This is a genomic window from Devosia sp. (assembly GCF_014860165.1).
In the GTDB taxonomy this organism is placed as follows: domain Bacteria; phylum Pseudomonadota; class Alphaproteobacteria; order Rhizobiales; family Devosiaceae; genus Devosia.
Map to the genome: position 1 here is coordinate 37,921 of NZ_JACZKG010000063.1, position 22,995 is coordinate 60,915.

Consider the following 22,995-nt stretch of genomic DNA (forward strand, 5'->3'; position numbering starts at 1 on the left):
TTGATCCTTTAACGGGGGTTGGTTTCGTGTTCCTGGCCCGGCAGCGCTCCAACGCTGGCTGGGCCATTCTCATTTTCGGCCGCCAGGGCGCGGTCGAGATGATGGACGATCTCCGAATTCATCGAACGTCGATTGGTCTCCGCGCTCTGGCGGATCCGCTCTCGCATGCCCGGAGGCATACGGAGGGGGTACTGGTCTGCCTGTCGACTGACGCCTGACAAAAGCAATCTCCTTTGTGATATGCTAAGCATATTACTAGGCTAAGCATATCATTGCGTCAACCTCGATCATATGCTGAGCATATCATGACGGTATTGGAGGTTGAGATGGCGCGGGTGCCTAGTCGCGGGACGGATCAGTTTGTCCTGCGATTTCCTGAAGGAATGCGGGAGGGTCTCAAGGAAGCGGCTGAGAAAAATGGCCGGTCCATGAACGCTGAAATATTGACCAGATTGGAGGAATACGAAGGCCTCAACCTGCGCGACGGTGAGACACTGGCGGCCTTCGTGGGTCGGCTGCAGGATGATCTCGACAACGCGCGGCATGCAAACACGGTTTTGAGGGATCAGGTGCCGGACTTTCCGCCCGGTCTGATGGAGCGCATCAATCGCGCTGCGGTTGAGCACCGGCGCTCGAGGGCGGAGGAGATCGTGCAGGCACTTGAAGCCGCATTTCCTCTCCCCCCGACACCTCAAGCCGATGCCTTTATTTCGTACTGGGACCGATTTCTGGGCGAGGAGGGCAGCAATGCGGACGCGAAGACTGGGCCAGACGCAAAGATCATAGCTAACATGCGGAAGATGGTAGAATTCGTCCGGGCAGAGTCCGAAGCCGGTCGTGGTGAGGGTGCGATAGATAGGTTTTGGACCCTTCATTACCGCAACGAAGCTGGCGATCTCGTGCCAAGATCGGCGAGTAAGTCATGAGCGTCGGCAAGAGGGTCGCGGGTCACCATGTAAACACTGTTCACAAAATCCCCCTCATGCGTATGCGCGCGATGGAGCCGATTCGAGGGGGATCCCAAAAGGGCCGGGATTCCTCCCGACCCTCCCGTTCTACTTTCGCTTCTTGCCGGTCACCGCACCGAACAGCCAGTATGCGGCTGAACATATGGCGATGAGGTCAGCAACAAGCTCAATGTAACCCAGCATAGAATTTCTCCTATGTTGGGTCGTCCTCGCTGTGAGCGCACGCACTCATCGCGAGCAGCCTCTTCCACCAGCCTACCTCGATGGGTAAGCAACATCCCTCATTTCTCAACGAGGGCAGTTACGTGCGACGCATGACCACACGTGGTTTGGGGTGGTAGCCCACGAGAGAACAAAGGACGAAGGTTCAGTTCGACGACCGTTGTTCTAAAAGTCATGCACAACAAAACTCGGTCTTCAGAGACAAGTTTGCAAGTGTCGGCGCAGGCAATAGCAATTCGGCTAGGTCAGTACGTCTAGGCTCGCCGGGGCATCGCGACCACCTTGGCGCTCTGGCCTGTCATCATCTGCTCGATCTCCCCCGCCACCTTCGACGCGGCCGCGATCAGCACCGCGTCGAGCCGGTGCGTGTATCGGCTGGTGACCGAATGGCCCTTGTGCCCGAGCATGGTGCCGATGGTGCCATCGCTGTAATTCAGATCGCCGGCCACCGACGCGAAGCTGTGTCGCAGGACATGCGCCGTCACCCCCTCCAGTTCGGCCGCCTTCGTGATGCGATCCAGCGCCGTGTCGAGCGAGCCATAGGGCCGTTCGGGGTTCCGGACGCCCCGAAGCACGTAGGCGAACCCCTTCGGCCGCTCCAACCCCCTCAGAATTGATTGCGCGGGGCTTCCGAGCGGCCTAATGGACCGCCCCGACTTAGTATCCCCGAAAACCAGCACTTCAGCGTCAAGGTCCACCTCGGACCATTGCAGGCGCACTATCTCGCCCAGGCGGCACCCTGTGAGGGCCAGAAGCCAGATCCCGGCCACTGCCTGCCACGGTTCGGCCACCGCCCCCTCCAGCGCCTTCCCCAGCGCCCGGAATTCGTCAGGCGAGAGATGACGGTCGCGCTTCTTGTCCGCTGCGCGCTCCACACCCAGCGCCGGATTGCTTGCCAGCGCCCCTTGGCGGATTCCCCATGACAGGATGCCACCCAGCAGCCCAACCGTCCGCGCGGCCGTGCCGGCGCCGCCTGTGACCCTGGCAACGCCCCGCGGTCTCCCCGATCGTTCCTTGGTCGCTGTCTTGCCGGCGGCGACGTCGTCAACGAACTGTTGCACCTGGCGCTGCGTCAGGTCCGCGACCAGCGCCTTGCCGAGCAGCGGCTTTATGTGACGATCGATGCGCCCGCGATCGGTGGCGAGGGTGCTGGCCTTCTTTGGGGTCTTGCTGCGGCGCTTGAGCACTTTGCCGGCCTCGGCCGCCTCGATGTACTGGTCGCATAGTTCGGCAACGGTGAGGCCCAGCCGCCGCGACTTGGCTTCGCGCTTGTCCTGCAGCGGATCGGCGCCGAGCTGGGCCTTGGCGGCTTCCGTTCTGGCCTGTGCCCTGGCCTGGTCCACGGTGAGGATGGGATACCGGCCTATGGCCATGCGCCGCCGCCGGCCGGCCGCCACGTAGTCGACCACGAAAGCGATGCGCCCGCCCGGATTGACCACCGCCCCGAAGCCGGGCAATTCGCTATCCCAGACAGTGTAGGGCTTCGCCTCGGGCTGCAGCTCGTCGACCAGTTTCCGGGTCAGCTTGGCAGTCGGCATTTTGGCCCCTCACAAAAAACTCACGAAATCCTCACAATGGATTTGAATATTCTGGGCAGCACCAGCGCAAGCCGGAAAACAACAAAGCCCGGAAATCCGGGCTTTTTCCACTGCTGGATAACGGCAGGCACCCCCAGAAATCACTATGACCGCGCCCTCCGAAGGCAGAGGTCACAGATTCGAATTCTGTCGGATGCGCCAATTTTCCTATGTAATGCAAATGGTTAGGGAGGGCTGCGTCGGGTAGATCGATGTCGCGCAATTTGCACGTACGTTTCCGCGATATCGAGCAGCAACGGATAGAATTGGGCGGCCCGGGCTTATGGCGGACGTGCTGAAAGGTCATTGGGGCGGTCGTGGGTGCGGCGTCCGGTTCGCCGCCACGGTTGACCGTCGGAGCAGGCCGGCCGGACTATGACCATGAGCCTGGTGCGTGATATGTAGGTGCCTGACTGCGTCAGGTTCCACGGAATGCCGAACGGCCGGCCCCACCTGTGCGGCGACGCACGAGCCAGAATCGCCAACAAGAATGCCGTACGGTGCGTCATGGAGATAGCTGGCATTGGCAGAGTTGTGTTCTGGGAGGGTGGCAGTCTCTGGCTGGCGCTGGTCACTGGAACAATGTCGAGGCATTCTCACCACGCCGTCCAGCTCTGCCTGCCTCTGCGGGGGACAGCTCAGTTTCAGACAGACGTGGATGGGGACTGGATAACATGCCACGGCGCGTTGATCACTCCTGATGCTCCGCATGCCTTCCGAGCGCCCGGAGAAGTTGTTGCCACCATCCTGTTTGAACCGGAATCGGCGGTGGGGCGAACGCTACTGGCGAGGTGCACCCATCCCGGCCTCAACCTGCTGGATGCCGCCTATACCGCACCACTCGCTGCGCCGATCGCCTCGGCCTACTTTGGAGGCGCCGACGATGACGAACTGCGAGGGCTTGCGCAGCGGGCGATTGCCGCCGCCGCAGGAGTCTCATTGCGGCCAGCCTCAGTAGACCAGCGGGTTATCCGGGCCATCGCCGAAATCCGGGAGCGCATCGACGAGCCGATCCTCCTTTCTGCGCTGGCGCGGCGGGCGGGCCTTTCGCCTGGGCGCTTTCGGCATCTGTTCGTGGCCGAGACCGGCGTGTCCCTGCGATCTTTCGTTCTATGGGAGAGGTTGAACAGGGCGCTGTCGATCGGCTTTTCGGGCGGATCCTGGACCGAAGCCGCCCACGCGGCCAATTTTGCTGACTCCGCGCACCTGACGCGGACCTGCCGGCGCATGTTTGGTCTCGCGCCCACCTCGGCAAGGGTTGAGGAGCTGGAACGCCGCCAGCTCGCCTGATCGACGCGGGCTAGCCCTTACGTTCAATCCCGAGACCACTCGACGGTCTATTGCAGCTCCATCGTTCACGAAGGAGGCTGCCATGCCCAAGTCCAGTCCTGCACCCAAATCTCCTCTCCGCCTGCTCTGGCTGTTGCCCGTTCTCCTGATCGGTGTCGGTGGTTTCAAGGTTGCTGCCATGCTGCAGCCACCGCCGTCCGATCTTGATCTGTCGCTGACGCAGGCGACTGAACAGGGCCTCTATATCGGGACACTGGAACCCAGTGCTTCGCCTATTCCGGTGGGCCAGATCCTGACATGGACAGTCGCGGTTACCCTGCCGGATGGCCAGCCACTCGAACACGCAGACCTCTCCATCGATGGTGGCATGCCCCAGCATGGTCACGGCCTCCCCACCGAACCGCAGGTCACCGAAGACCTTGGCGGCGGGCGTTACCGGGTCGAGGGGTTGAAGTTCAACATGCCCGGTTGGTGGACGATCAAGCTCAGCGTGTCCGCAGCCGCCGGTACCGACAGCGCCACGTTCAACCTTTCACTGTGAGTTGGTCCATGCGCGCTTCATTGGTTGTCGGCGGGGTCTTGGCCGCCACTGCTTTGGCAGGCTGGTCCTGGTTCACTCTATCGTCCCCCGTCTGGAGCCCGGCGGAGACAAAGCTCATTGCCTCGCTGTCACTGTCGACACTGCCGCCGCTCCCGCCTGATCCGTCGAACGCGGTCGGCGACGACCCGGCAGCAGCGGCGCTGGGTCGTGCGCTGTTCTTCGATACGCGCCTCAGCGGCAACGGCCAAGTCGCCTGCGCGTCCTGCCACCTGCCCGACAAGCAGTTCCAGGATGGCACGCCACTCGCCAGCGGCATGGGGCAGACCAACCGTCGAACGATGCCGATTGCCGGCACCGCCTACAATCCGTGGCTGTTCTGGGATGGCAGGCGAGACAGCCAGTGGTCACAGGCGCTTGGACCGCTTGAGAGCGCGGTTGAACACGGCACTGATCGGACGCAGGTCGCCCATGTCATCGCGGCGGCCTATGCCGTGGACTACGAGGCCGTGTTTGGCGCAGTACCCGATTTGAGCAACCTGGCGGAGCATGCCTCGCCCCTCGGCAGCGACGCCGCACGTGCGTCCTGGGCGGCTCTTTCAGAAGCCGAGCGTGATGCGATCAACCGCATCTTTGCCAATGTCGGCAAGGCGATCGCTGCATTCGAGCGCACGATATTGCCGCAGCCGACCCGCTTTGACGCCTATGCCGATGCCTTGACGGCGGGTCACGACACCACCGGTCTTCTGACGCCCACCGAGCTCGAGGGATTGCGTCTGTTTGTCGGCAAGGGAGAGTGCACCAAGTGCCACAATGGGCCGCTCCTCACCGATCAGCATTTTCACAATACCGGCGTGCCCGCTGCACCGGGGCTGCCAGCGGACTCCGGCCGCATCGACGCGATCGCGCAGGTTCTCGCAGATCCCTTCAATTGTCTCGGGATCTACAGCGATGCCGGGCCCACTGATTGCGCAGAGCTGCGCTACATGGATCGGGAGGGCCACGATCTGGTGCGTGCCTACAAGTCGCCATCTCTGCGCGGAGTGACGGAGCGGGCGCCATTCATGCATGCTGGCCAGCTTGGAACCCTGGCTGCCGTCGTGCGCCACTACAACGAAGCGCCGGCGGCACCGGCCGGCCACAGCGAACTCGAGCCACTGGCGATGAGTGAAGCGGAACTGGCAGCACTGGAAGCGTTTCTCGGGACGCTGAGCGAGGCCGGCAGCGAGGGGAACCAGCCATGATCGACCGCACCATGCTCAAGGAGCACCTCGCTCTTGAGCGCCGCTCCATTACCGAGATCGCCACGGGCCTCAGTGCAGCGGCGGTGGTGGGGTCAACGCTCTACAACCTCGGCTTCTTCGCGCCGATCGAGTGGAGCCTTGTCTCGCTCCTGACGGTCCAGGACCTGCTGGTGGGGGCGGGCGTCGCCGCCGTGCCCATGGCCGCGGCAGCATGGGTTGCGATGATGATCGGGCGCCTGATCCAGTCGGCACCGCAACGCAAAATACTTGCGATCGGCATTGGCCTGCCGATCCTCCTGCTGGGGGGCGCCGGCTTCTACACGTTCCTCAGCGGCCCCTTGCAGTGGACCTTGGGTCATCTGGCCTGCGGCTACCTGATACTCGGTGTGCTTGCCGCAGGGGCAAACGTGTTGATGAAGTCCCGGCACATGCCGCTCGCCTGGCTCGTGTTCTCGCTGATCTACATTCCGACCGCTGCCGGCATGTCGGACAGCATAGCCGCCTCTGCCCCCGGCCGTCCGATATCCCAGATCGAGACTGACAGGGGAGTGCTGAGCGGCAGTGTTGTCAGGGTGACTTCTGCCTACCTGCTCATCGCGCAGGACAACACCATCATCACGATGCCGATGAACAAGGTCCGCGAAGTGCGACGGCTCTATGTCCAGTCTCCCGAGGCAGACTTCCTCACCGGGAGCGTGGGCCCAGAGCTTTAGGCTCGTCGCGTCAACGGTAGCCCCTGCGTTCAATCTTGTCCTGCCGAAGCCGCCCTAGTCTCTCGTTGTCGATTGGGAAGGAACCGAAAATGAACGTAACCACGGCAGAGAGACCATTCCGGGTGGCTGTGCCCCCAACCAGCGACGCAGCGAAGCCAGCCTCCGCAAAGGGTCCCCGTTTTCTGCGCACCCTGATCCGCGCGACGGTCAGCACCGTCGCATTGATCACCCTGGTTGCGGCTGTCGGAGCCACCTACGAAACGATTGCCGGCGCCTCAGATCCTGCGACCTATCCGGCGGCGGGGCGCCTCGTGGATGTCGGGGGCTATCGCATGCACCTCGATTGCCGCGGCATGGGATCGCCCACAGTGGTGATGGATGCCGGCCTGGGAGGATCATCTCTCGACTGGATCCTTGTGCAGGAGGACCTGACACGGACAGCCCGGGTCTGCACCTACGATCGTGCCGGCATGGGCCGGAGCGAGGTCAGCCCCAGGCCGCGAACCCCAGAACATATCGCGGATGAATTGCATTTGCTCCTGACCAATGCGGGCCTCTCGGGCCCCTATGTCCTCGTCGCTCATTCGCTGGCCGGCAAGACTGTCCGGATGTTTGCATCAGCCCATCCTGACGAAGTGGCGGGCATGGTCCTGGTAGACACGCGAAGCGAACTGGTCGACGCCCAGATCCCGAAGGCCGAGGCCGAAGCGTTCGATGTCGCGTTGCGACTTCAGGGCGTCCTCTATTCGGTCGCCCGTCGTTTCGGTGTGGCGCGAGCCTTTGGCTCCGACCTTGCCGGCGTACCACGCCTCTCGCCGGCCACCGCCACGGAAATGGTGCTCCTGATGACCCAGGCCGATGCCATCGACGAAACTACCAGAGAGGGACAAGCGCGGGCTGCCGACGACGCAACACTGGCCAAGGCCACGCTCGGCGCGATGCCCCTCTTGGTGATCGCTTCGGCGGTGAGCATGGCCGAAATCCCGAACTGGCCGATGGCACAGCGGCGGCTTGCTGCACTGAGCACGCAGGGTACCCTCGTAATTGCTGAACATGCCGGACACGCCGTTCAGCTTGAAGACCCTGGCATCGTGATTGACGGCGTCGAACAGGTGCTGGCCAGGGTCAGAAGCGAACTCTAGAGCGCGGGGCGCGGCCAGCGCGTTTGTTGCGCCCCCCAACTCCCAACAATTCCGAAAATCGTCCCCGCAGCTCGCGCCTGCGCCACGGACACACACGTCCTCACCCCGGCACATACTCAATTCCAAGGAGAGAATGAATGAAAGCCATGACCTATCGCCAGTATGGCGGCCCCGATGTCGTGACTCTTGCCGAAGTCGCGAAACCTTCGCCAAAACCCAATGAGGTCCTGATCCGCATCCTCGCGACCACGGTTACATCGGGCGACTACCGGGCCCGCAGCCTCGATTTGCCTGCCGGGTTTGGCCTGATTGGCCGGCTCGTCTTCGGCATCGCCGGGCCGCGGCAGCCCATCCTGGGGACGGAGTTGGCCGGGATCGTCGAGGCGGTCGGCTCCGACGTGGTGAACTTCAATCCAGGGGACGAGGTCATAGCCTTCCCCGGTGGTGCGTATGGCAGCCATGCCGAGTACCGCACCATGCCGGAGGCTGGCACGATTGCTCACAAGCCGGCCAACCTGTCCTTCGAAGAGGCCGCCTCGCTCTCCTTCGGCAGCATGACTGCCCTTCCATTCTTGCGCGATAAGGCGCGGATCAAGGCGGGCGAGAGCGTTCTCGTCGTTGGCGCCTCCGGCGCCGTGGGCACCGCCGCAGTGCAGATCGCAAGGCACTTTGGCGCCGAAGTCACCGGTGTCACGAGCACCCCAAATGTGGGGCTAGTGGCCTCTCTGGGTGCGCATCGAGTTATCGACTACACCAAGACCGACTTCGCGACGACCGGGGAGACCTGGGATATCATCATCGACACAACCGGGACTGTGCCTTTCGTGCGCTGTGACCGGTCGCTAAAGGCCGGTGGGCGCCTCGTCGCGATCCAGGCCTCGTTCGGACAGACGCTTGGCATCGGCAAGCCATCCAAAGTGAGCGGTAAAGAGGTCATTGCCGGTTATGTGCCCGCTAGGCCCGAAGATATTCGCTACATCGCAAAGCTGGCGTCGCAAGGCGTCCTCAAGCCGGTGGTTGATCGCATCTATCCCCTCGAGCAGGCAGCCAAGGCTCACGCCTATGTCGACACTGGTCGCAAGCGGGGCAGCGTCGTCCTTACGGTAGCCGCCAGCCTCGACGAAATCCGGTCCAACCGGGTAGGTGCGGCTTTGGCAGTCGGACACCCTGGCTCGACGTTGGCGCGCACATAGCCCCATTCAGGCTGGAGGAATACGTCGATGCACTGCGACGCCATCATTGTTGGCGGAAGCTTTGCCGGTTTGGCTGCGGCAATCTACCTGGGGCGGGCGCGGAGGTCCGTTTGCGTTATCGACACGCGGCAACCGCGCAACCGATTTGCCAAGGAGTCCCATGGCTTTTTGCTCAGGATGGCAGTGATCCCAGAGCCATTCTGGACACCATGCGCCGGCAGATATCGGAGTATCCAAATGTGCACTTCTTCGACGCCGCCGCCGTCGACGCCAGGAAGGATAACGGTGACATCAAGGTCGTGCTTGCCAACGGCTCGATCGTCGCCGGTTCGCGTCTGCACCTGGCACTCGGTGTATCCGATATTCTGCCAGACATTTCTGGCCTGTCGGTGCGGTGGGGCAAATCGGTGCTCCATTGCCCCTATTGCCACGGATATGAAGTGAGTGGGCAGCGCCTGGGTGTCTTGAACGTTTCGACGATGTCGCTGCAGCAGGCGCTGCTCGTTTCCGATTGGGGCCGACCACCTTCTACACGAATGGCTGCGATCTGGATGGGCCCGGCCTTGAACAGCTGCAGCGACGCAATGGCGAAATCGAACGGGAACCGGTGGCAGGGCTAGTGGGCGAACCCTCACATGCTTTCCGCCGTTCAATTCACGGGCGGCCGCCTCAGCCCCCTGGGAGCCTTGTTCATCAGCCCCCGGGTTGCTCTCAACAGCAAGATCGCCGAGCAGATCGGCTGCGAAATTCAGAACGGCCTCAGTGGGCAATTCATCGCGGTGGATGGCAGCATGATGACGACTGTTTCTGATCGAGAACGAACCGGGCATCGGCTATCGGCTGCAGACGCCAGACGCGGAGTAGTGACCGACTGTGGCGCTGAGCTATGCTTTCAGTGTCCGCAGGCGCGGCATCCAGAACCACAGGACGATGGCGAAGACCACCACCACGGAAGCCATCATGCCCATGGCAAGGCGCGGGCCGAGCGGGACGGAGAGCAGCGCCATGGCTGCCGTCCCCAGGGGCATCAGCCCGCGGGTCATGAACAGCGAGGACAGGACGCGCCCGCGATAGGCGTCGTCCACCGCCAGCTGCAGGATGGTGTTGTTGGAGGAATTATAGGCAATGTGCATTGCCCCGGCGGCAAAGAGCACCGGAATGGCCCAATAGATGCTGGGCGCCGCCGAGAAGAGGATCAGGGCGAGGCCGAACCCGCCCATGAAGACCAGCATGGTGGAGCCGCGCCGCACATCGCGCTGGAGCCGGCTGGCCAGCAAGCCGCCATAGATCGAGCCGGCTGCAGCAAGCGCCGTCATCAGGCCGAGGCCGCTGGCCCCCGCATCGAAGACCTGCGCGGAAAACACGGCAAGGAACTGGATATAGGGCTGGCAGAAGAAGGTGGGCACCAGGGCCACAGCCACCAGCATCAGCAGCACGGGCTCGCTCTTCATATAGGTGAAGCCGCCGACCAGGCTTGCCAGCAGCGACTCCGCCTTGCGCTCGACCTTCTGGTCGGGCAGGTCCAACTGCAACAGCATGACCATGACGGCGGTGAAGCTGAGCGCGTTGGCGATGAAGCAGGCGGTGATGCCCAGGGTCGAGATGATCGCCGCGGAGGCCAGCGGACCGATGATCTTGGCCATGTTGATGGTGATCGAATTGATCGATACCGCACTGGCCATCGCCTCGCGCGGCACCAGTTGATAGACCAGCGAATGACGCGCCGGAAGGTTGAAGGCGACGATCAGGCCGCGACAGGTGGCCAGCGCCATGATCAGCCAGATAGAAGCGTCAAAGAAGGCCACGGTGCAGGCCAGCCCGATGGCCACGGTCATCGCCAGAAGCTGGGTGCAGATCAGCATGGTGCGCCGATTGACCCGATCCGCAATGACCCCGCCGAACAGGGCGAACAGCATGATGGGCAGGCCACGTCCCAGATTGACCAGCCCCAGCATGACGGGGTCGTTGGTGGTGGAGATCACCAGCCAGCTGAGGGCGATCTGATCCAGCCAGTCGCCGATGAAGGAAATGGCATTGCCATACCAGAACAGTCGGTAGTTTCGGTAGCGGAGTGCAGTGAAGGTACCTGGCCTTGAGGTCTGGTCAGGGGTGTCGACGGCGTCGGCTGATATCGTCATCTGGTCTCTATGTCGAACGTCCGTCCATTGGGGTGTCCGAGCTCCGCGCCGCCGTCGCGGCGGCGCGGAGCCGGAGTTTTCACTCGGCGGCGGCGACCCGCTCCATGCCAGCGCCGGAGGGCAAGTCATACATGCCCTGGCTAAGGCCGTTGAGGTGCTCGATCACCTCGCCGGATGGCAGGACATTGGCGTATTTGGCATGCATGTCACAGAGGTTGATGGCGTGGTTGGCCTGGGCACGGTCAAAGCAGCCGTCCTCGACCACCGTAACGCGGTAGTTCAGCGAGAAGGCGTCGAGCACCGTCGCCCGGACGCAGCCCGATGTGGTGGTGCCGGTGACGATGACGCTGTCGCAACCGAGCAGCTGCAGATAGGAAACCAGCGGCGTCCCGGCAAAGCCCGAGGGCTTCTGCTTGCGGATGACAAGGTCGCGGGGGCCGGGCGCGATTTCGGCCACGATCTCGTTGCCGTCCTGGCCATCGCTGGTCAGCAGCGGCGCCGACGCGAATGCCTCTTCCTTGCGGCGTGAGCTCTTCCACGCCCAGGAGCCGGCGTCCCACTTGTCCGGGCGTTGCGTGCCGGTGGTGTAGATGATCGGGATACCCTTGCCACGGCAGGTATCGATGAGCTTTTCCAGCACCGGCATCGCCTCCCAGGCATATTCGCCGCAGGAGGTGCGCCACTTCTTGATGCTTTCCAGGATTGGCGTCGGCTTCTCGTCGCAGAAGGCATAGTTGACGTCGATGATCAGCAGGGCGGGACGCTTGCCCCATTCGGCCAGCGAGCCGAAGCCGGAGGATGCGAACACTGCTTTGTCTTCTTCGCTCAGATACTTGTCCCAGATGCGGTCCGTCATGGTCAAAAGTCTCCTAGGTTCGAGTGGGAGGGGATGCTCGTGAGGTCTGGTGATCAGCAGGCGCCGGCCGCCGAGCATGAAGACGGCGCCGAAGGCAACGAGAAGCATGGCGTTGAGGAAAAGGCCGCCGTCGTAGCCGATATGGCCGACATCGACGATCGCGCCGATGGCCAGCGGGCCCACGAGGTAGCCGAAGTCGCCGGCAAAGCGCAGCAGGCCCATGGCGAGGCCCTGCTGCCGGGCCGGAACCACATCGACCGCATAGGCGCCGATGGCCGGACCGCCTATGCCGGTGGCGAGCCCAATCGCGATCATTCCGGCAAAGAGCATTGCGGGGCTGTCAGCCATGGCGATGCCGGCCAGCGCAGTCGCCGTGGCAAGCAGTGAGAACGTGATGATGGCCGCGCGCGGCAGTCGGTCGACGATATAGGCCGCGATCGGCAGGGCGAGGAGATTGGCAACCGCCGACAGCGACATGGCCAGACCCAGTTGGTCGGGCCCGATGGCGTAGCGCTGGTCGGCCAGCAGCGGGATCATCTGCCACTGCCCGGCGGTACGGGTGAGGAAGAAGCCGAAATTGGCCAGCATGACGCAGAGGAACGGCAGGATCAGCAGGAGGCCGAGCAGGCCGCGAGATCCCGGCTGCTGCCGCTCTTCGAGGTGCGACCTGGTATCCTTGAACAGGACCAGCGGCAGCAGCCCGGTCACCAGCCCAATGACCGCAGCGACATAGAAGGGCCCCGAGAGCCCGAACAGGTTGGCCGCCAGGCCGCCGACGCTTGGGCCAAAGGCGCCACCAACCAGTGTCGCGCCCTGGAACATCGACATGACTTTGCCGCGGGTGCGGCGGTCGCTCTTTTGGGCCAGGTAGATCATGGCGGCTGTCATGAAGAGGCCCGATCCAACGCCCTGCATCACCCGCCCGCCCAGGAGCATCGCGTAATTGGGCGCGACGGCGCCCAGGATGGCGCCCACCGAACACAGCAGCAGTCCGAACCCCAGCAGCGGACGCGTGCCAAGGCGCGAGGCGAAGTGCCCCGCGGGCAGGTCCGCCGCCAGCCGGCCGGCCGCAAAGACCGTAATCATCAGCCCGATCTGCCAGTCGGGAACGGCGAAGCTCTGCGCATAGATGGCCATGACCGGCGTCAGCATGCCGAACAGCATCATGTGACCGGCGACCCCGACCAGCGTGATCGGCAGGTAGGGCATCGCCTTCAGGGTTTCACGCCAGCTTGCAGGATTTACCGGCAGCTCGCCAAACAGCGCGTTCATGCCCTACTCCGCCGGCTCGCTAGATTTCTCCGGGACTTTGAGCGGGCCACGACGCACGGTGAAGGCCGAAAAGCCGAGCACGGTCGCCACCAGCACGGCGCCCCCGCTATAGAAGGCCGCCGTGAGGCCGAACAACTGTCCCAGTATGCCGAACATGGCCGGGCTCAACACCTGGGAGAAGCGATTGACCAGCAAGCGCAGGCCCATGAGCTTGCCGCGCTCGCTCTCGCCCACCGCATCGACCATGATCATGATGCTGACCGGGAGATTGACGCCGACCGCGCCGCCAATGATGGACACGAGCAGCAGCATGGTCACGGGATGAACCACCGCCAGCGGCGTCAGCACGACGCCCACCGCCGCGATGGTTCCGGCCGAGAGCAGGATAAGTTCGAGCGAATGACGCTTCATCAGCCCGTTAAGGGCGAAGCGCGCCAGCATGCCGGCGAGGCTATTGACCGAGATGGTGAGCGAGATGAGAAAGGTGGCAAAGCCATTCTGTGCCAGGTAGAGCGGCAGGAAGCTCATGTAGAGCGACTGGATGTACATGACTAGGAACGTGGCGGTCAGCCCGAACTGCACCGGGCGTGATCCGGCGAGACCAATACCGCGCTTGTAGCTGGAGACGATGCCTGAAGGGCTGAAGGCGTCGCGGACGCGGATGTGGCTGGCGTCGGGATGCGGATAGCGCGTGCTGAGCCAGAACAGGACCAGCATGAACAGCACGCAGGCGACAAGGGACGCCACGAAGGCGGCGCGGTAGCCGTCATTGGGCACGGCGAAGGCCGAGGCGATGAGCCCTCCGATGACCGGCCCCAGCATGCCGCCACCCGACATCCACATTGAATACTGCTTGATTGCGTCGTTGCGCCGTTCCCGATTGCCCTGCGCCACCAGGACCTGGAAGGACGAAGCCATGATGATGACAGAGGCGCCAATCAGCACCTGCGACAGCGCCAGGAGCGGTATGCCGGTGGCGAAGACCGTGCAGACCAACGAGGCCAGCAGGAACCAGGACCCGTATTTCAGCATCTTCATCGGCCCGATCGAGTCGATGAGTTGCCCACAGGGCATGGCGATGACGATCGGCAGCAGGGCCTTGAGCGTCACCATCAGCCCCACCGCGAAGGTGGATGCCCCCAGTTCCGTGGCGTAGAGCGCGAAGAACGGGTTGGCGAGTCCCTGGATGGTGAAGAACACACCGCCGCCGACGACGCCAAACCGGGCAAAGCGCCGGGTGGCGTCATCAGACGCAATATCAGTGGGCATAGTGGCAGGCCACCTGTCTTGAAAGGTCGTGGTTGGGCAGCGACGGCTTCTCCGCGCGGCAGCGATCGGTCGCCATGGGGCAGCGCGACGCAAAGGCGCAGCCCTTCGGCAGGTTCAGCGGACTGGGCAATTCGCCCTGCAGGGGTGTGGTGGTGCGCCGGCTTTCGATGGCGGGATCGGGTACCGGCACGGCATCAATCAGCGCCTTGGTATAGGGGTGGCGCGGGTCAGCGAAGACCTCTTCGGCCGCGCCATATTCCACCACCTCACCCAGATACATCACTGCAATGCGGTCCGAGATGTAGCGGACTGTCAGCAGGTCGTGGGAAATGAAGACGAAGCTGATCCCCAGCTCCTGCTTGAGATCGACCAGCAGATTGATGATCTGGGCGCGCACCGATACGTCGAGCGCCGAGGTCGGCTCGTCAGCTACCACCACCGATGGATTGAGCGCCAGGGCCCTAGCCACCGCGACACGCTGGCGCTGGCCGCCGCTCAACTGGTGCGGATAGCGCTCGGCAAAGGCCGGGTCGAGGCCCACCTGGCTGATCAGGCGCCTGACAGCCTCCAGCCGCTCGGCCTTGTTGCCCTGCGCCCTGACCACCAGGGGTTCGGCGACAATGTCGCCGATCGTCATCTTGGGGTTGAAGGACGAGGCCGGGTCCTGGAACACCATCTGCGCCCGGCCGGAAATGAAGATATCGCCTGAAGTCGGTTTTTCCAGCCCCAGCAGCAGCCGGGCTACGGTGCTCTTACCGCACCCGCTTTCGCCGACAATGCCCAGCGTCTCGCCCTTGTGGACACGCAGGTTTACGCCGTTGACGGCTTTGACGACCATCTTGCGCGATGTCTCGAACTGCTTCCACAGCGCGTTGAGCTCCACCACCACGCTGCCATCGGGTTCGAAGGGCTTGTTGGTGCGCTCCGGCCTTTCGACCTTGAGCGTGGCGCCATGCTCCAGTCCATGCTGGCTCCAGCAGGCAGCCCGGTGATCGATCCCCCGGTCGGTCAGGCGCGGCGCCTCCCGCAGGCAGCGATCATGGGCCGCCGCGCAGCGCTCCTTGAAAGCGCAACCGACGATAGGATACCGCATGTCCGGCGGCAGGCCAGGAATCTGCGGCAGGCGGTCGCTCTTGAGCATGGACGTGCTCGGAATGGTGCCAAGCAGGCTCTGTGTATAGGGATGGGAGGGATTGGCGAAAATGTCCTCGACCCGACCGAACTCGACGATGCGGCCGGCATACATCACCGCCACCTTGTGGGCGAAGCGGGCCACCAGCCCCAGGTCATGGGTGATGAACATCATGGCCGCGCCCGCTTCGGCGGTCAGGTTCTTCAGCACCTCCACGATCTGGGCCTGGATGGTGACGTCGAGCGCCGTCGTCGGCTCGTCGGCAATCACCAGTTGCGGCCGGCAGGACAGGGCCATGGCAATCATGACGCGCTGGCGCATGCCGCCGCTCATCTCGAAGGGATAGGCTTCGATGCGGCGCTCCGGTTCGGGAATGCCCACCTTGCCGAGCCACTTGATCGCTTCCGCGCGCGCCTGTTCGCGATTGAGGCGCAGATTGCGCATGATCGGCTCGATCATCTGCTTGGAGATGCGCATAACCGGGTCGAGCGAGGACATTGGGTCCTGGAACACAGTCCCCACCAGGCGGCCCCTGATCGCATTGAGCTGGCCTTCGCTCAGCTTGGTGATGTCGCGGCCATCGAGCAGCACTTCGCCGCCCGCCACTTTGCCGGGATGGGTCAGCAGCCGCAGGATGGACATGGCCATGGCACTCTTGCCTGAACCGCTTTCACCCACCACCGCCACGCGCTCCCCCCGCTCAATGGCAAAGGAGACGCCATCCACGGCCGTCACCGTTCCCGATGCGGTGTGAAACTCGGTGCGCAGGTCGCGTACTTCGAGCAGCGTAGTCTTGACCGGAGCCTGGTAGTTCATGGCGACCTCCCTCCCGTTAGCGCGAACGTGGATCAAGCAACTCGCGGACACCGTCCGAGAGGAAATGCAGGCCAACCGCGATGAGCAGGATCACCACGCCCGGCAGCGTCGAGATCCACCACGCCTGTTCGAGATAGGTCTGGCCGTCGCGCACGATGTTTCCCAGCGAGGGCTGCGGCGGCATGATGCCCAAGCCCAGGAAGCTGAGGCTGGCCTCGACCAGGATGGCATTCGCGGCGGCAATGCTGGCGGCCACCAGCATGGCGGCGATGGTGTTGGGCACGATGTGACGGGTCATCAGCCAGTATTGCGAGGCATCCACGGTGCGGGCCGCGTCGATGAAGGCGCGGGACCGCAGGCTGAGGACCTGCGAGCGCTGCAGGCGGATGAAGCGGGGTACGTCAGCCAATGAAATGGCAAGGATAACCGGTACGATGCCCGTGCCCATCACCGAGACCAGGCCGATGGCCAGCAGCAGCGAGGGAAAGGCGAGGAAGATATCGACCACCGTCATGATGGCACGATCGATGAGCCCGCCGTAAAAGCCGGCCAGCGTGCCCAGCAGCATGCCCAAGACCAGGGCAATAGCGGCGACACTGAAGCCGACCAGCAGCGAGACCTGCACACCAGCCAACGTGCGGCTGAAGATATCGCGCCCCATCTTGTCGGTGCCGAAGACATGCTCGATGGAGGGAAACTGCATCATGGCGCGCAGGTTGGTTTCGAGCGGCTTCTGGATGGGCAGCACTGGCGCCAGGATGGTCAGGGCCAGGATCGGGACCAGGATGAGCAAAGCGAGCCGCACTTTGGCACTCGACAGCGCGCGGTGGCGAAAGACTGCGGCGATTGCGGCGAGCAGGCCGGCTTTGGGGACGGGTGTCGCGGTGAGCGTGATGTCAGCCATGGGAGGGGTCCTTGCCTAGAACTGCACGCGAGGATCGAGCGTCTTGTAGATGAGGTCCGTCGCGAAATTGATGACGACGAAGAGCAGCGCGTAGAGCACGATCAGCGTCTGCACGAGCTGGTAGTCGCGGCTGTTGATGCCGGCGATGAGCAGGTTGCCGACGCCTGGAATGGTGAAGATGAACTCGACGATCACAGTGCCGCCGAGCAGGTTGCCGAAGCTGAGGCCGACCACCGTGGCTATGGGCAGGGCGGCATTCTTGAGGGCGTGGCGGAACAGCACGCGCAGCTCGGACCAGCCTAGCGAACGGGCGGTGCGCACATAGTCCTCGTTGAGCACTTCGAGCACGGCAGTGCGGGTGATGCGCGCCAGGGTCGCCACTTGCGAGAGCGACAGCACGATGACCGGCAGCGCCAGGCGGAGTACGAGCGCCCAGGGATCGCTCCAGTTGAGCTGGCCGGAGGCCGGGAACCAGCCCAGGCCGAGCGAGAACACCAGCAGCAGTACCAGCGCCGTCCAGAACGAGGGCATCAGGTCGATGATCATGGCCGCGCCGGTCAGCCCGTTATCGAGCCAGTTCCGTCCCTTGTGCGCCATGTAGGCCGCCAGGGTCCCCAGCGGGATGGAAAGAGCCACCGACACCACGATTGTAGCCAGCGCGATGCTCAGGGTGATCGGCAGGGCGCGCAGCAGCAGTTCGGCAATGGGGATGCGGGTTGTGATGGTTTCGCCCAGATCCACCACCGCCAGATTGCGCAGGAAGCCCAGATATTGCGTCAGCAGCGGTTCATCGAGGCCCATCTGCTCGCGCAGCACCTGCAGGGCTTCCCCCGATAGGGTGTCGCCCGCCATGGCCGAAGCCGCATCCCCGGGAATGAGCCGGAGGGTGAAGAAGACCAGGGTGACGACACCGAGCACGGTGACAAGCATCTGGGCCAGTTTCTTTGCGGTATATTCGGCCATGGCGAGGCTCCTATTCGGTGATGTCGACGTCGTAGAAATTGACCTGGGCCAGGTAGTTGATGTGCACCCCGGTCACCTCAGGCTTGCCTGGCCAGAAGACGTTGTTCGAATAGGTCGCCAGATACACGGCCTCTTCGGCCACGATCTGCTGCACCTGCTTGTACATCTCGAAGGCCTTGTCCTTGTCGGGCTCGGCGCGCGCCCCCTCGAGCAGGGCGGTGACTTCGGGATTGTCGTAGCGGGCGCCATTCAGGCCGTTTGGCACCATGTTGTCTGGGTGCAGGTAGCTGAACAGGATCATGTCCGGATTGACTGCCGGCAGCAGGCGCGAGGCCATGTCGAATTCGCCGGCATTTCGACGCTGGTTGAAGGTGGGCGTATCCACCAGTTCCATTTCCATGTTGATGCCGACCTGGCTCAGGAAATCGATCTGGAACTGCTGCAGTTCGGTGACGCCCTGGGCGGAGGTTCCCAGGTTCTTGAAGGTGAAGCCGTCGGGATACCCGGCTTCGGCCAGCAGGGCCTTGGCCTTTTCCGGGTCGTACTCATATTTGGGAATGTCGTCGGTATAGACGTCCATCCAGGGCAGCAGCATGGAAGAGTGCGGCTGCGTGAGACTGGGCGATATGGCTTGGGTTATCGACACATAGTCGACTGCATGCGCCATGGCCTTGCGGACTAGCGGGTTGGCAAAGGGCTCGAATTCGGGGTTCAGCACGCCGACCACGACCGCATAGTTCATCACCGCATTCATGGTGAAGCCTTCGGCCTTGAGCGTGGTGAGATTCTCTTCCTGATTGGAGCGCATCACTAGGTCGACCTCGCCGTTGCGCAGGGCAATGGTGGCCGTTGCCTCATCCTTGATGATGTTGAAAACTATGGTCTCGATGGGCGCCGGGCCCTTGTAGTAGCCCTCGTGGCGCTTGAGCACGATCTGCGAACTGACATCGATGGATTCCAGGTAATAGGGGCCCGTCCCGATCGGCTGCCAGCGCACCTGGTCGCCGGCCTCCTCGATCGCCTTCTGGCTAACGATCTGGCCCTGGTGGTAGTTGGCCACGGTATGCAGGAAATTGCCGTTGGGGGCGTCGAGCTCGATCACGAGAGTATAGGGATCGGGCGCCTCCATGCTGACGATGCCGGCCAGTTCGGCGGCATAGGGCGAGGCGGTTGCCGGATCCTTGATGCGGTTGAAGCTGTAGATGACGTCGGCGGCGGTGAAGTCGCCATAGTCCTTGTGGAAGGTGACGCCCTCGCGCAGCTTGAAGGTCCAGGTCTTGTTGTCCGACGTTTCCCAGGACGTTGCCAGGTCGGGCACGATCTCGCCGGTCACCCCGTCATAGCTGGTTAGACCGCTGAAGATATTGAACGCGATGTTCTCGTTCTCGATGCGAAAGATGTTTGCCGGATCAAAGCCGGCCGGATCGTCATAGAACCGGACGGTCAGCGTCTTGCCCTGGGCCATGGCGGCCGGCGTAGCGCTCAGGACCAGTGCGAAGGAGGCCAGCAGAGGCAGGCTTGCGGCAAGCAGTTTGCGGATGTTGCCAATCATTGTCGTTCCTCGAAGAGGTGGGTGGGGCGGCAGCGCCGCCCCCGTCGAGGGAGCGGCGGGGACGTGGGACGGGTCAGGAGGCCATGCGGGTCAGCGCGGGTTCGGACCCGGCGGCAAGCTTGCGGAAGTAGGATTTGGCCGCCTCGGCGTCGATGACATCGGCATATTTCTGATGCATGTCGTAGAGGTTCATCCAGTGCGATGCCTCGGTGCGGTCGTAGGCGCAGTCCATAGGCACGCCGACCTTGAAGCGGTGGGTTGCCGCATCGACGGCGCTGGCGCGCAGGCAGCCGCTGGTCGACTCGCCGCACAGGATCACCGTGTCGATGCCCATCGAGATCAGGTGAAAGGCCAGCGGCGTGCCCTGGAAGCCGCTCGGCGCCGTCTTCTCGATCACCACTTCGCCGGCAATGGGGGCAACCTCGTCGCAGATCTGCTCGCCCTTGCGCTTCATCTCGGCGCTCATGGTGGATGCCCGCGGCTTGCGGTGAACCCAGGGCTTCATGCCATTGTTGAGGCCCTTGACGTGCACGACCGGAACGCCGGTTTCGCGGGCGACAGCGAGCAGTTCGGCGGTCTTGTCGACGGCGGCCCAGCCTTCAAGGCCCATGCTGCTCGGCCAGGTCTTCATCGATTCAAAGATCGGCTCCCGCGCCAGGCCGACGACGCTGTAATACATGTCGATGAGCACCAGGGCCGGCTTGCTGCCAAACCCCGACAACTCCTTCTTGCCCCACTGCAGGTCATGCAGCTTGTCGCGCTCGCTCAGGAAGTTTTCCCAACCATACATTGCCATTCTCCTTGTCAACGCCGATCTGCCTAATTGTTAGGCATAATTTCACGTTGATTAGCGTATTGGCATTTTGGCTGGGTTCAAGCAAAAGTAACTACACTGATCCATAAGTCGGACTTACACATGCCGCAGCCCTTGCCCTCGCTCGCTAGCCTCCGTTCATTCGAGGCCAGCGCGCGCCTCGAGAGTTTTTCAAAGGCAGCGCAGGAGCTTAACCTTACCCAGGCGGCTATCAGTCAGCAGATTCGCCTGCTTGAGGATCGCGTTGGCGGAGACTTGTTCCGCCGCGAGGCGAGGCATGTGAAATTGACAGAGCTGGGGCGCCTGTATCACAGCCTCACTGTCGAAGCGCTGCGAGAGCTGGAAAGTGCGTTTGAAACGGTTCGCGCGCTGGCTCGCCCCAATGCCCTGGTGGTCAAGACGACGCCCACTTTCGCGTCTTACTGGCTGCTGCCCCGCCTGTCGGCTTTCCAGCACGCCTGGCCATCGGCGAGCCTGACTGTCACGGCGGTGGAGTCATCGCTGGGGCAGTTCGATGGCGTCGGCGACGTTGCCATCACGACAGGCCAGGATCAGTGGCAAGGCTTTCTGACGACCAAGTTGTTCGACATCGACCTGGTGGCTGTCGCGTCCCCCACTGTGGCGCGTAGGACGGACCTCGGTCGGTTCCTCGCTGGCAATACCGATACGATCATCCACACCATGAGGCGCCTTGATGACTGGTCCCTCTGGTGTCTCGGTGCCGGTGTCCCCAATTTTCAGCTCGATCGGGGAACGATCCTGTTCAATTCCGCTCTTTCCTACAGCGCTGCGGAGAAGGGCATGGGCATCGTCATCGCCGAAGAGGCGATGATCGCAGATCAGCTGGCGGCGGGCTCTCTGGTCGAGGTTCACTCCGCTCGCGTTCCATCCGGTCGCGGATACTACCTGCTGGAGCCTGACCATAGGACCAGAAAACCGATCGTCGACGCCTTCATCCATTGGTTGCAGCTGGAAATGGCCGCAACGACCTCCATTCTATCGGAGCGACGTGGTCTGGGCCTGGGGCTCGGCAAAAGCTAGCGGCCGGGCATCGCGCCAGCCCACATTCCTCAGAGCTAATATTATCACTAATGCGCTTGATGATATCAGCGCGACGCATTAGTGATAACGCGCATTCAGGGGTAACGCAGACGGCGGAGGGAATCCCTGCTGCGGCGCAAATGGCTCCGCCTGAATGGCTTGGGAGGAAACCGATGAAATTGTCAGCATTGCTCAAACTAGCCGGCGGCACTGCTTGTGCTCTGGCGCTATCGACCGCACTCAGCACGGTCGCCATGGCAGAACCCGCCATTGTGGCCGGACCCGCCAGCGATCCCGAGTGTCATGTGCCATGGGCGGAAGACACCCAGTTCTTTCAGTTCCCGGCCAAGGAAGGGCCGTTCCGCATTGCGCTGGCCAATGGCTATATCGCCAATACCTGGCGCATCCAGATGATCCAGACGGCCAAGGCCTATGCGGCCCAGCCGGACGTCGCGGCGCTGCTGAGCGAGTTCAAGGTGGTCTCGACCGGCGAAGATGTCGCCGCGCAGATCTCGGCCATCAACAACTTCATCGACAGCGGCTATGACGCCATCGTCGTCAACGCGCAGAATCCCGAGGCCTTCGCCCCGGTCATCAAGCGCGCCAAGGAAGCCGGCATCGTGCTAGTCGCCTTCGACAACATCCTCGACACTACCGACGCCATCAATGTCAACGTGGACCAGAAGGGCCTGGGCGCGTTGTGGGCCGACTGGCTGATCGAGCATCTGCCCGAAGGCGGCAAGATCCTCGAAGTGCGCGGCGTGGCAGGCACCTCGGTCGATACGGACCGCCACAATGGCATCCATGAAACACTGACCGCCAGCGGCAAGCCGTTCGAAATCTTCGAAGTGGTCGGCAAGTGGGATGATGGCACCGCGCAGAAGGCCACGGCCGACGCCATCGCCGTGCAGGGCGCCTTCGATGGCATCACCGCCCAGGGCGGCGATACAGGCGTGGTGCAGGCCATGATCGACGCCGGCCATGCCTTCGTGCCGTTTGGCGGCGAAACCGAGAACGGCTTCCGCAAGTTCTGCGCCGCCCATGCCGCGGAAGGGCTCAAATGCTCTTCCGCCGGTACCGGTCCGGCCCAGGTGGCCGTTGCCATCAAGACGGCGATCGACGCCCTACAGGGCAAGATCGTGCCACAATCGGTGAAGCTGCCTTTGGCCATCGTCGAAGACCCGGACTTCAAGGATGGCGAGAACTTCTACGCCGATCAGTCCGACAACTTCTTCGTCGGCAACGCCTTCCCCACCTGCGGCATCAATTTCACTGCCCAGGAGATCATGGGCCAGTCGGAAGCCAACCAGTAGGTTTGCGAATGGAGCGCGGCCGCGGGAGGCATCTCCCG

Annotated in this window: 20 protein-coding genes; 10 read left to right on the forward strand and 10 right to left on the reverse strand. The window is 63.0% G+C overall.

All coding sequences use genetic code 11. From position 1 onward, the window contains the following. Nucleotides 1-8: 8 nt before the first annotated feature. The gene (locus tag IH615_RS22270) at nt 9-251 is read right to left on the reverse strand and encodes an Arc family DNA-binding protein (RefSeq protein WP_366485207.1); all 243 of its coding nucleotides are present in this window, start codon (nt 249-251) and stop codon (nt 9-11) included. 54 nt (nt 252-305) lie between these two features. Between IH615_RS22270 and IH615_RS15615 the strand changes: the two genes are divergently transcribed. After that, nucleotides 306-926 carry an Arc family DNA-binding protein gene (locus IH615_RS15615; RefSeq protein WP_291363165.1) on the forward strand — a complete coding sequence of 207 codons (621 nt, stop codon included), beginning with the start codon at nt 306-308 and terminating at the stop codon, nt 924-926. Nucleotides 927-1,444: 518 nt separating this feature from the next. Here the strand turns inward: IH615_RS15615 and IH615_RS15620 are convergent. Then, complete coding sequence (locus IH615_RS15620) at nt 1,445-2,728, reverse strand: site-specific integrase (RefSeq protein WP_291363167.1); 1,284 nt, start codon at nt 2,726-2,728, stop codon at nt 1,445-1,447. Between the two features lie 807 nt (nt 2,729-3,535). Here IH615_RS15620 and IH615_RS15625 point away from each other — a divergent pair. From IH615_RS15625 to IH615_RS15655, 7 genes are all read left to right on the forward strand, one after another. Continuing rightward, nucleotides 3,536-4,057 (forward strand): AraC family transcriptional regulator, encoded by a 522-nt coding sequence (locus tag IH615_RS15625; protein ID WP_291363169.1) that lies wholly within the window; start codon nt 3,536-3,538, stop codon nt 4,055-4,057. 82 nt (nt 4,058-4,139) lie between these two features. Beyond that, on the forward strand, nt 4,140-4,598 hold the full coding sequence (locus IH615_RS15630) for a FixH family protein (protein WP_291363171.1): 459 nt from the start codon (nt 4,140-4,142) through the stop codon (nt 4,596-4,598). A gap of 8 nt (nt 4,599-4,606) precedes the next feature. Then, complete coding sequence (locus tag IH615_RS15635) at nt 4,607-5,839, forward strand: cytochrome c peroxidase (protein ID WP_291363173.1); 1,233 nt, start codon at nt 4,607-4,609, stop codon at nt 5,837-5,839. Then, nucleotides 5,836-6,552 carry a hypothetical protein gene (locus tag IH615_RS15640; protein ID WP_291363175.1) on the forward strand — a complete coding sequence of 239 codons (717 nt, stop codon included), beginning with the start codon at nt 5,836-5,838 and terminating at the stop codon, nt 6,550-6,552. The genes IH615_RS15635 and IH615_RS15640 overlap by 4 nt, the downstream gene beginning before the upstream one ends. A gap of 89 nt (nt 6,553-6,641) precedes the next feature. Beyond that, a complete protein-coding gene (locus tag IH615_RS15645) occupies nt 6,642-7,694 on the forward strand; it encodes an alpha/beta hydrolase (RefSeq protein WP_291363176.1) in 1,053 nt (350 codons plus the stop codon). 137 nt (nt 7,695-7,831) lie between these two features. After that, nucleotides 7,832-8,887, forward strand: coding sequence for an NAD(P)-dependent alcohol dehydrogenase (locus IH615_RS15650; RefSeq protein ID WP_291363179.1), 1,056 nt, complete (start codon nt 7,832-7,834; stop codon nt 8,885-8,887). A gap of 110 nt (nt 8,888-8,997) precedes the next feature. Then, the gene (locus tag IH615_RS15655) at nt 8,998-9,507 is read left to right on the forward strand and encodes a hypothetical protein (RefSeq protein WP_291363181.1); all 510 of its coding nucleotides are present in this window, start codon (nt 8,998-9,000) and stop codon (nt 9,505-9,507) included. A gap of 264 nt (nt 9,508-9,771) precedes the next feature. Here the strand turns inward: IH615_RS15655 and IH615_RS15660 are convergent, their stop codons facing one another. From IH615_RS15660 to IH615_RS15695, 8 genes are all read right to left on the reverse strand, one after another. After that, nucleotides 9,772-11,025, reverse strand: a complete 1,254-nt coding sequence (locus IH615_RS15660) for an MFS transporter (RefSeq protein WP_291363183.1) — start codon at nt 11,023-11,025, stop codon at nt 9,772-9,774. Nucleotides 11,026-11,104: 79 nt separating this feature from the next. After that, entirely contained in the window at nt 11,105-13,153 is a 2,049-nt protein-coding gene (locus IH615_RS15665; protein WP_291363185.1) for an MFS transporter, read from the reverse strand. Nucleotides 13,154-13,156: 3 nt separating this feature from the next. After that, nucleotides 13,157-14,422, reverse strand: a complete 1,266-nt coding sequence (locus tag IH615_RS15670) for an MFS transporter (protein ID WP_291363187.1) — start codon at nt 14,420-14,422, stop codon at nt 13,157-13,159. Beyond that, nucleotides 14,412-16,370 carry an ABC transporter ATP-binding protein gene (locus IH615_RS15675; protein WP_291363190.1) on the reverse strand — a complete coding sequence of 653 codons (1,959 nt, stop codon included), beginning with the start codon at nt 16,368-16,370 and terminating at the stop codon, nt 14,412-14,414. Before IH615_RS15675 ends, IH615_RS15670 begins: the two co-directional genes overlap by 11 nt. A gap of 16 nt (nt 16,371-16,386) precedes the next feature. After that, nucleotides 16,387-17,274: an ABC transporter permease gene (locus tag IH615_RS15680; protein ID WP_291363192.1), complete on the reverse strand. Its 888-nt coding sequence runs from the start codon at nt 17,272-17,274 to the stop codon at nt 16,387-16,389. 15 nt (nt 17,275-17,289) lie between these two features. Then, nucleotides 17,290-18,237, reverse strand: a complete 948-nt coding sequence (locus IH615_RS15685; protein WP_291363194.1) for an ABC transporter permease — start codon at nt 18,235-18,237, stop codon at nt 17,290-17,292. Between the two features lie 10 nt (nt 18,238-18,247). Further along, on the reverse strand, nt 18,248-19,789 hold the full coding sequence (locus IH615_RS15690) for an ABC transporter substrate-binding protein (RefSeq protein WP_291363195.1): 1,542 nt from the start codon (nt 19,787-19,789) through the stop codon (nt 18,248-18,250). 73 nt (nt 19,790-19,862) lie between these two features. Further along, the gene (locus IH615_RS15695; RefSeq protein ID WP_291363197.1) at nt 19,863-20,579 is read right to left on the reverse strand and encodes an isochorismatase family protein; all 717 of its coding nucleotides are present in this window, start codon (nt 20,577-20,579) and stop codon (nt 19,863-19,865) included. 126 nt (nt 20,580-20,705) lie between these two features. On the opposite strand from IH615_RS15695, the gene IH615_RS15700 reads away from it, so the two are divergent. Next, nucleotides 20,706-21,644, forward strand: a complete 939-nt coding sequence (locus IH615_RS15700; RefSeq protein ID WP_291363199.1) for a LysR substrate-binding domain-containing protein — start codon at nt 20,706-20,708, stop codon at nt 21,642-21,644. A gap of 173 nt (nt 21,645-21,817) precedes the next feature. Beyond that, nucleotides 21,818-22,957, forward strand: coding sequence for a sugar ABC transporter substrate-binding protein (locus tag IH615_RS15705; protein ID WP_291363201.1), 1,140 nt, complete (start codon nt 21,818-21,820; stop codon nt 22,955-22,957). Nucleotides 22,958-22,995 lie beyond the last annotated feature (38 nt).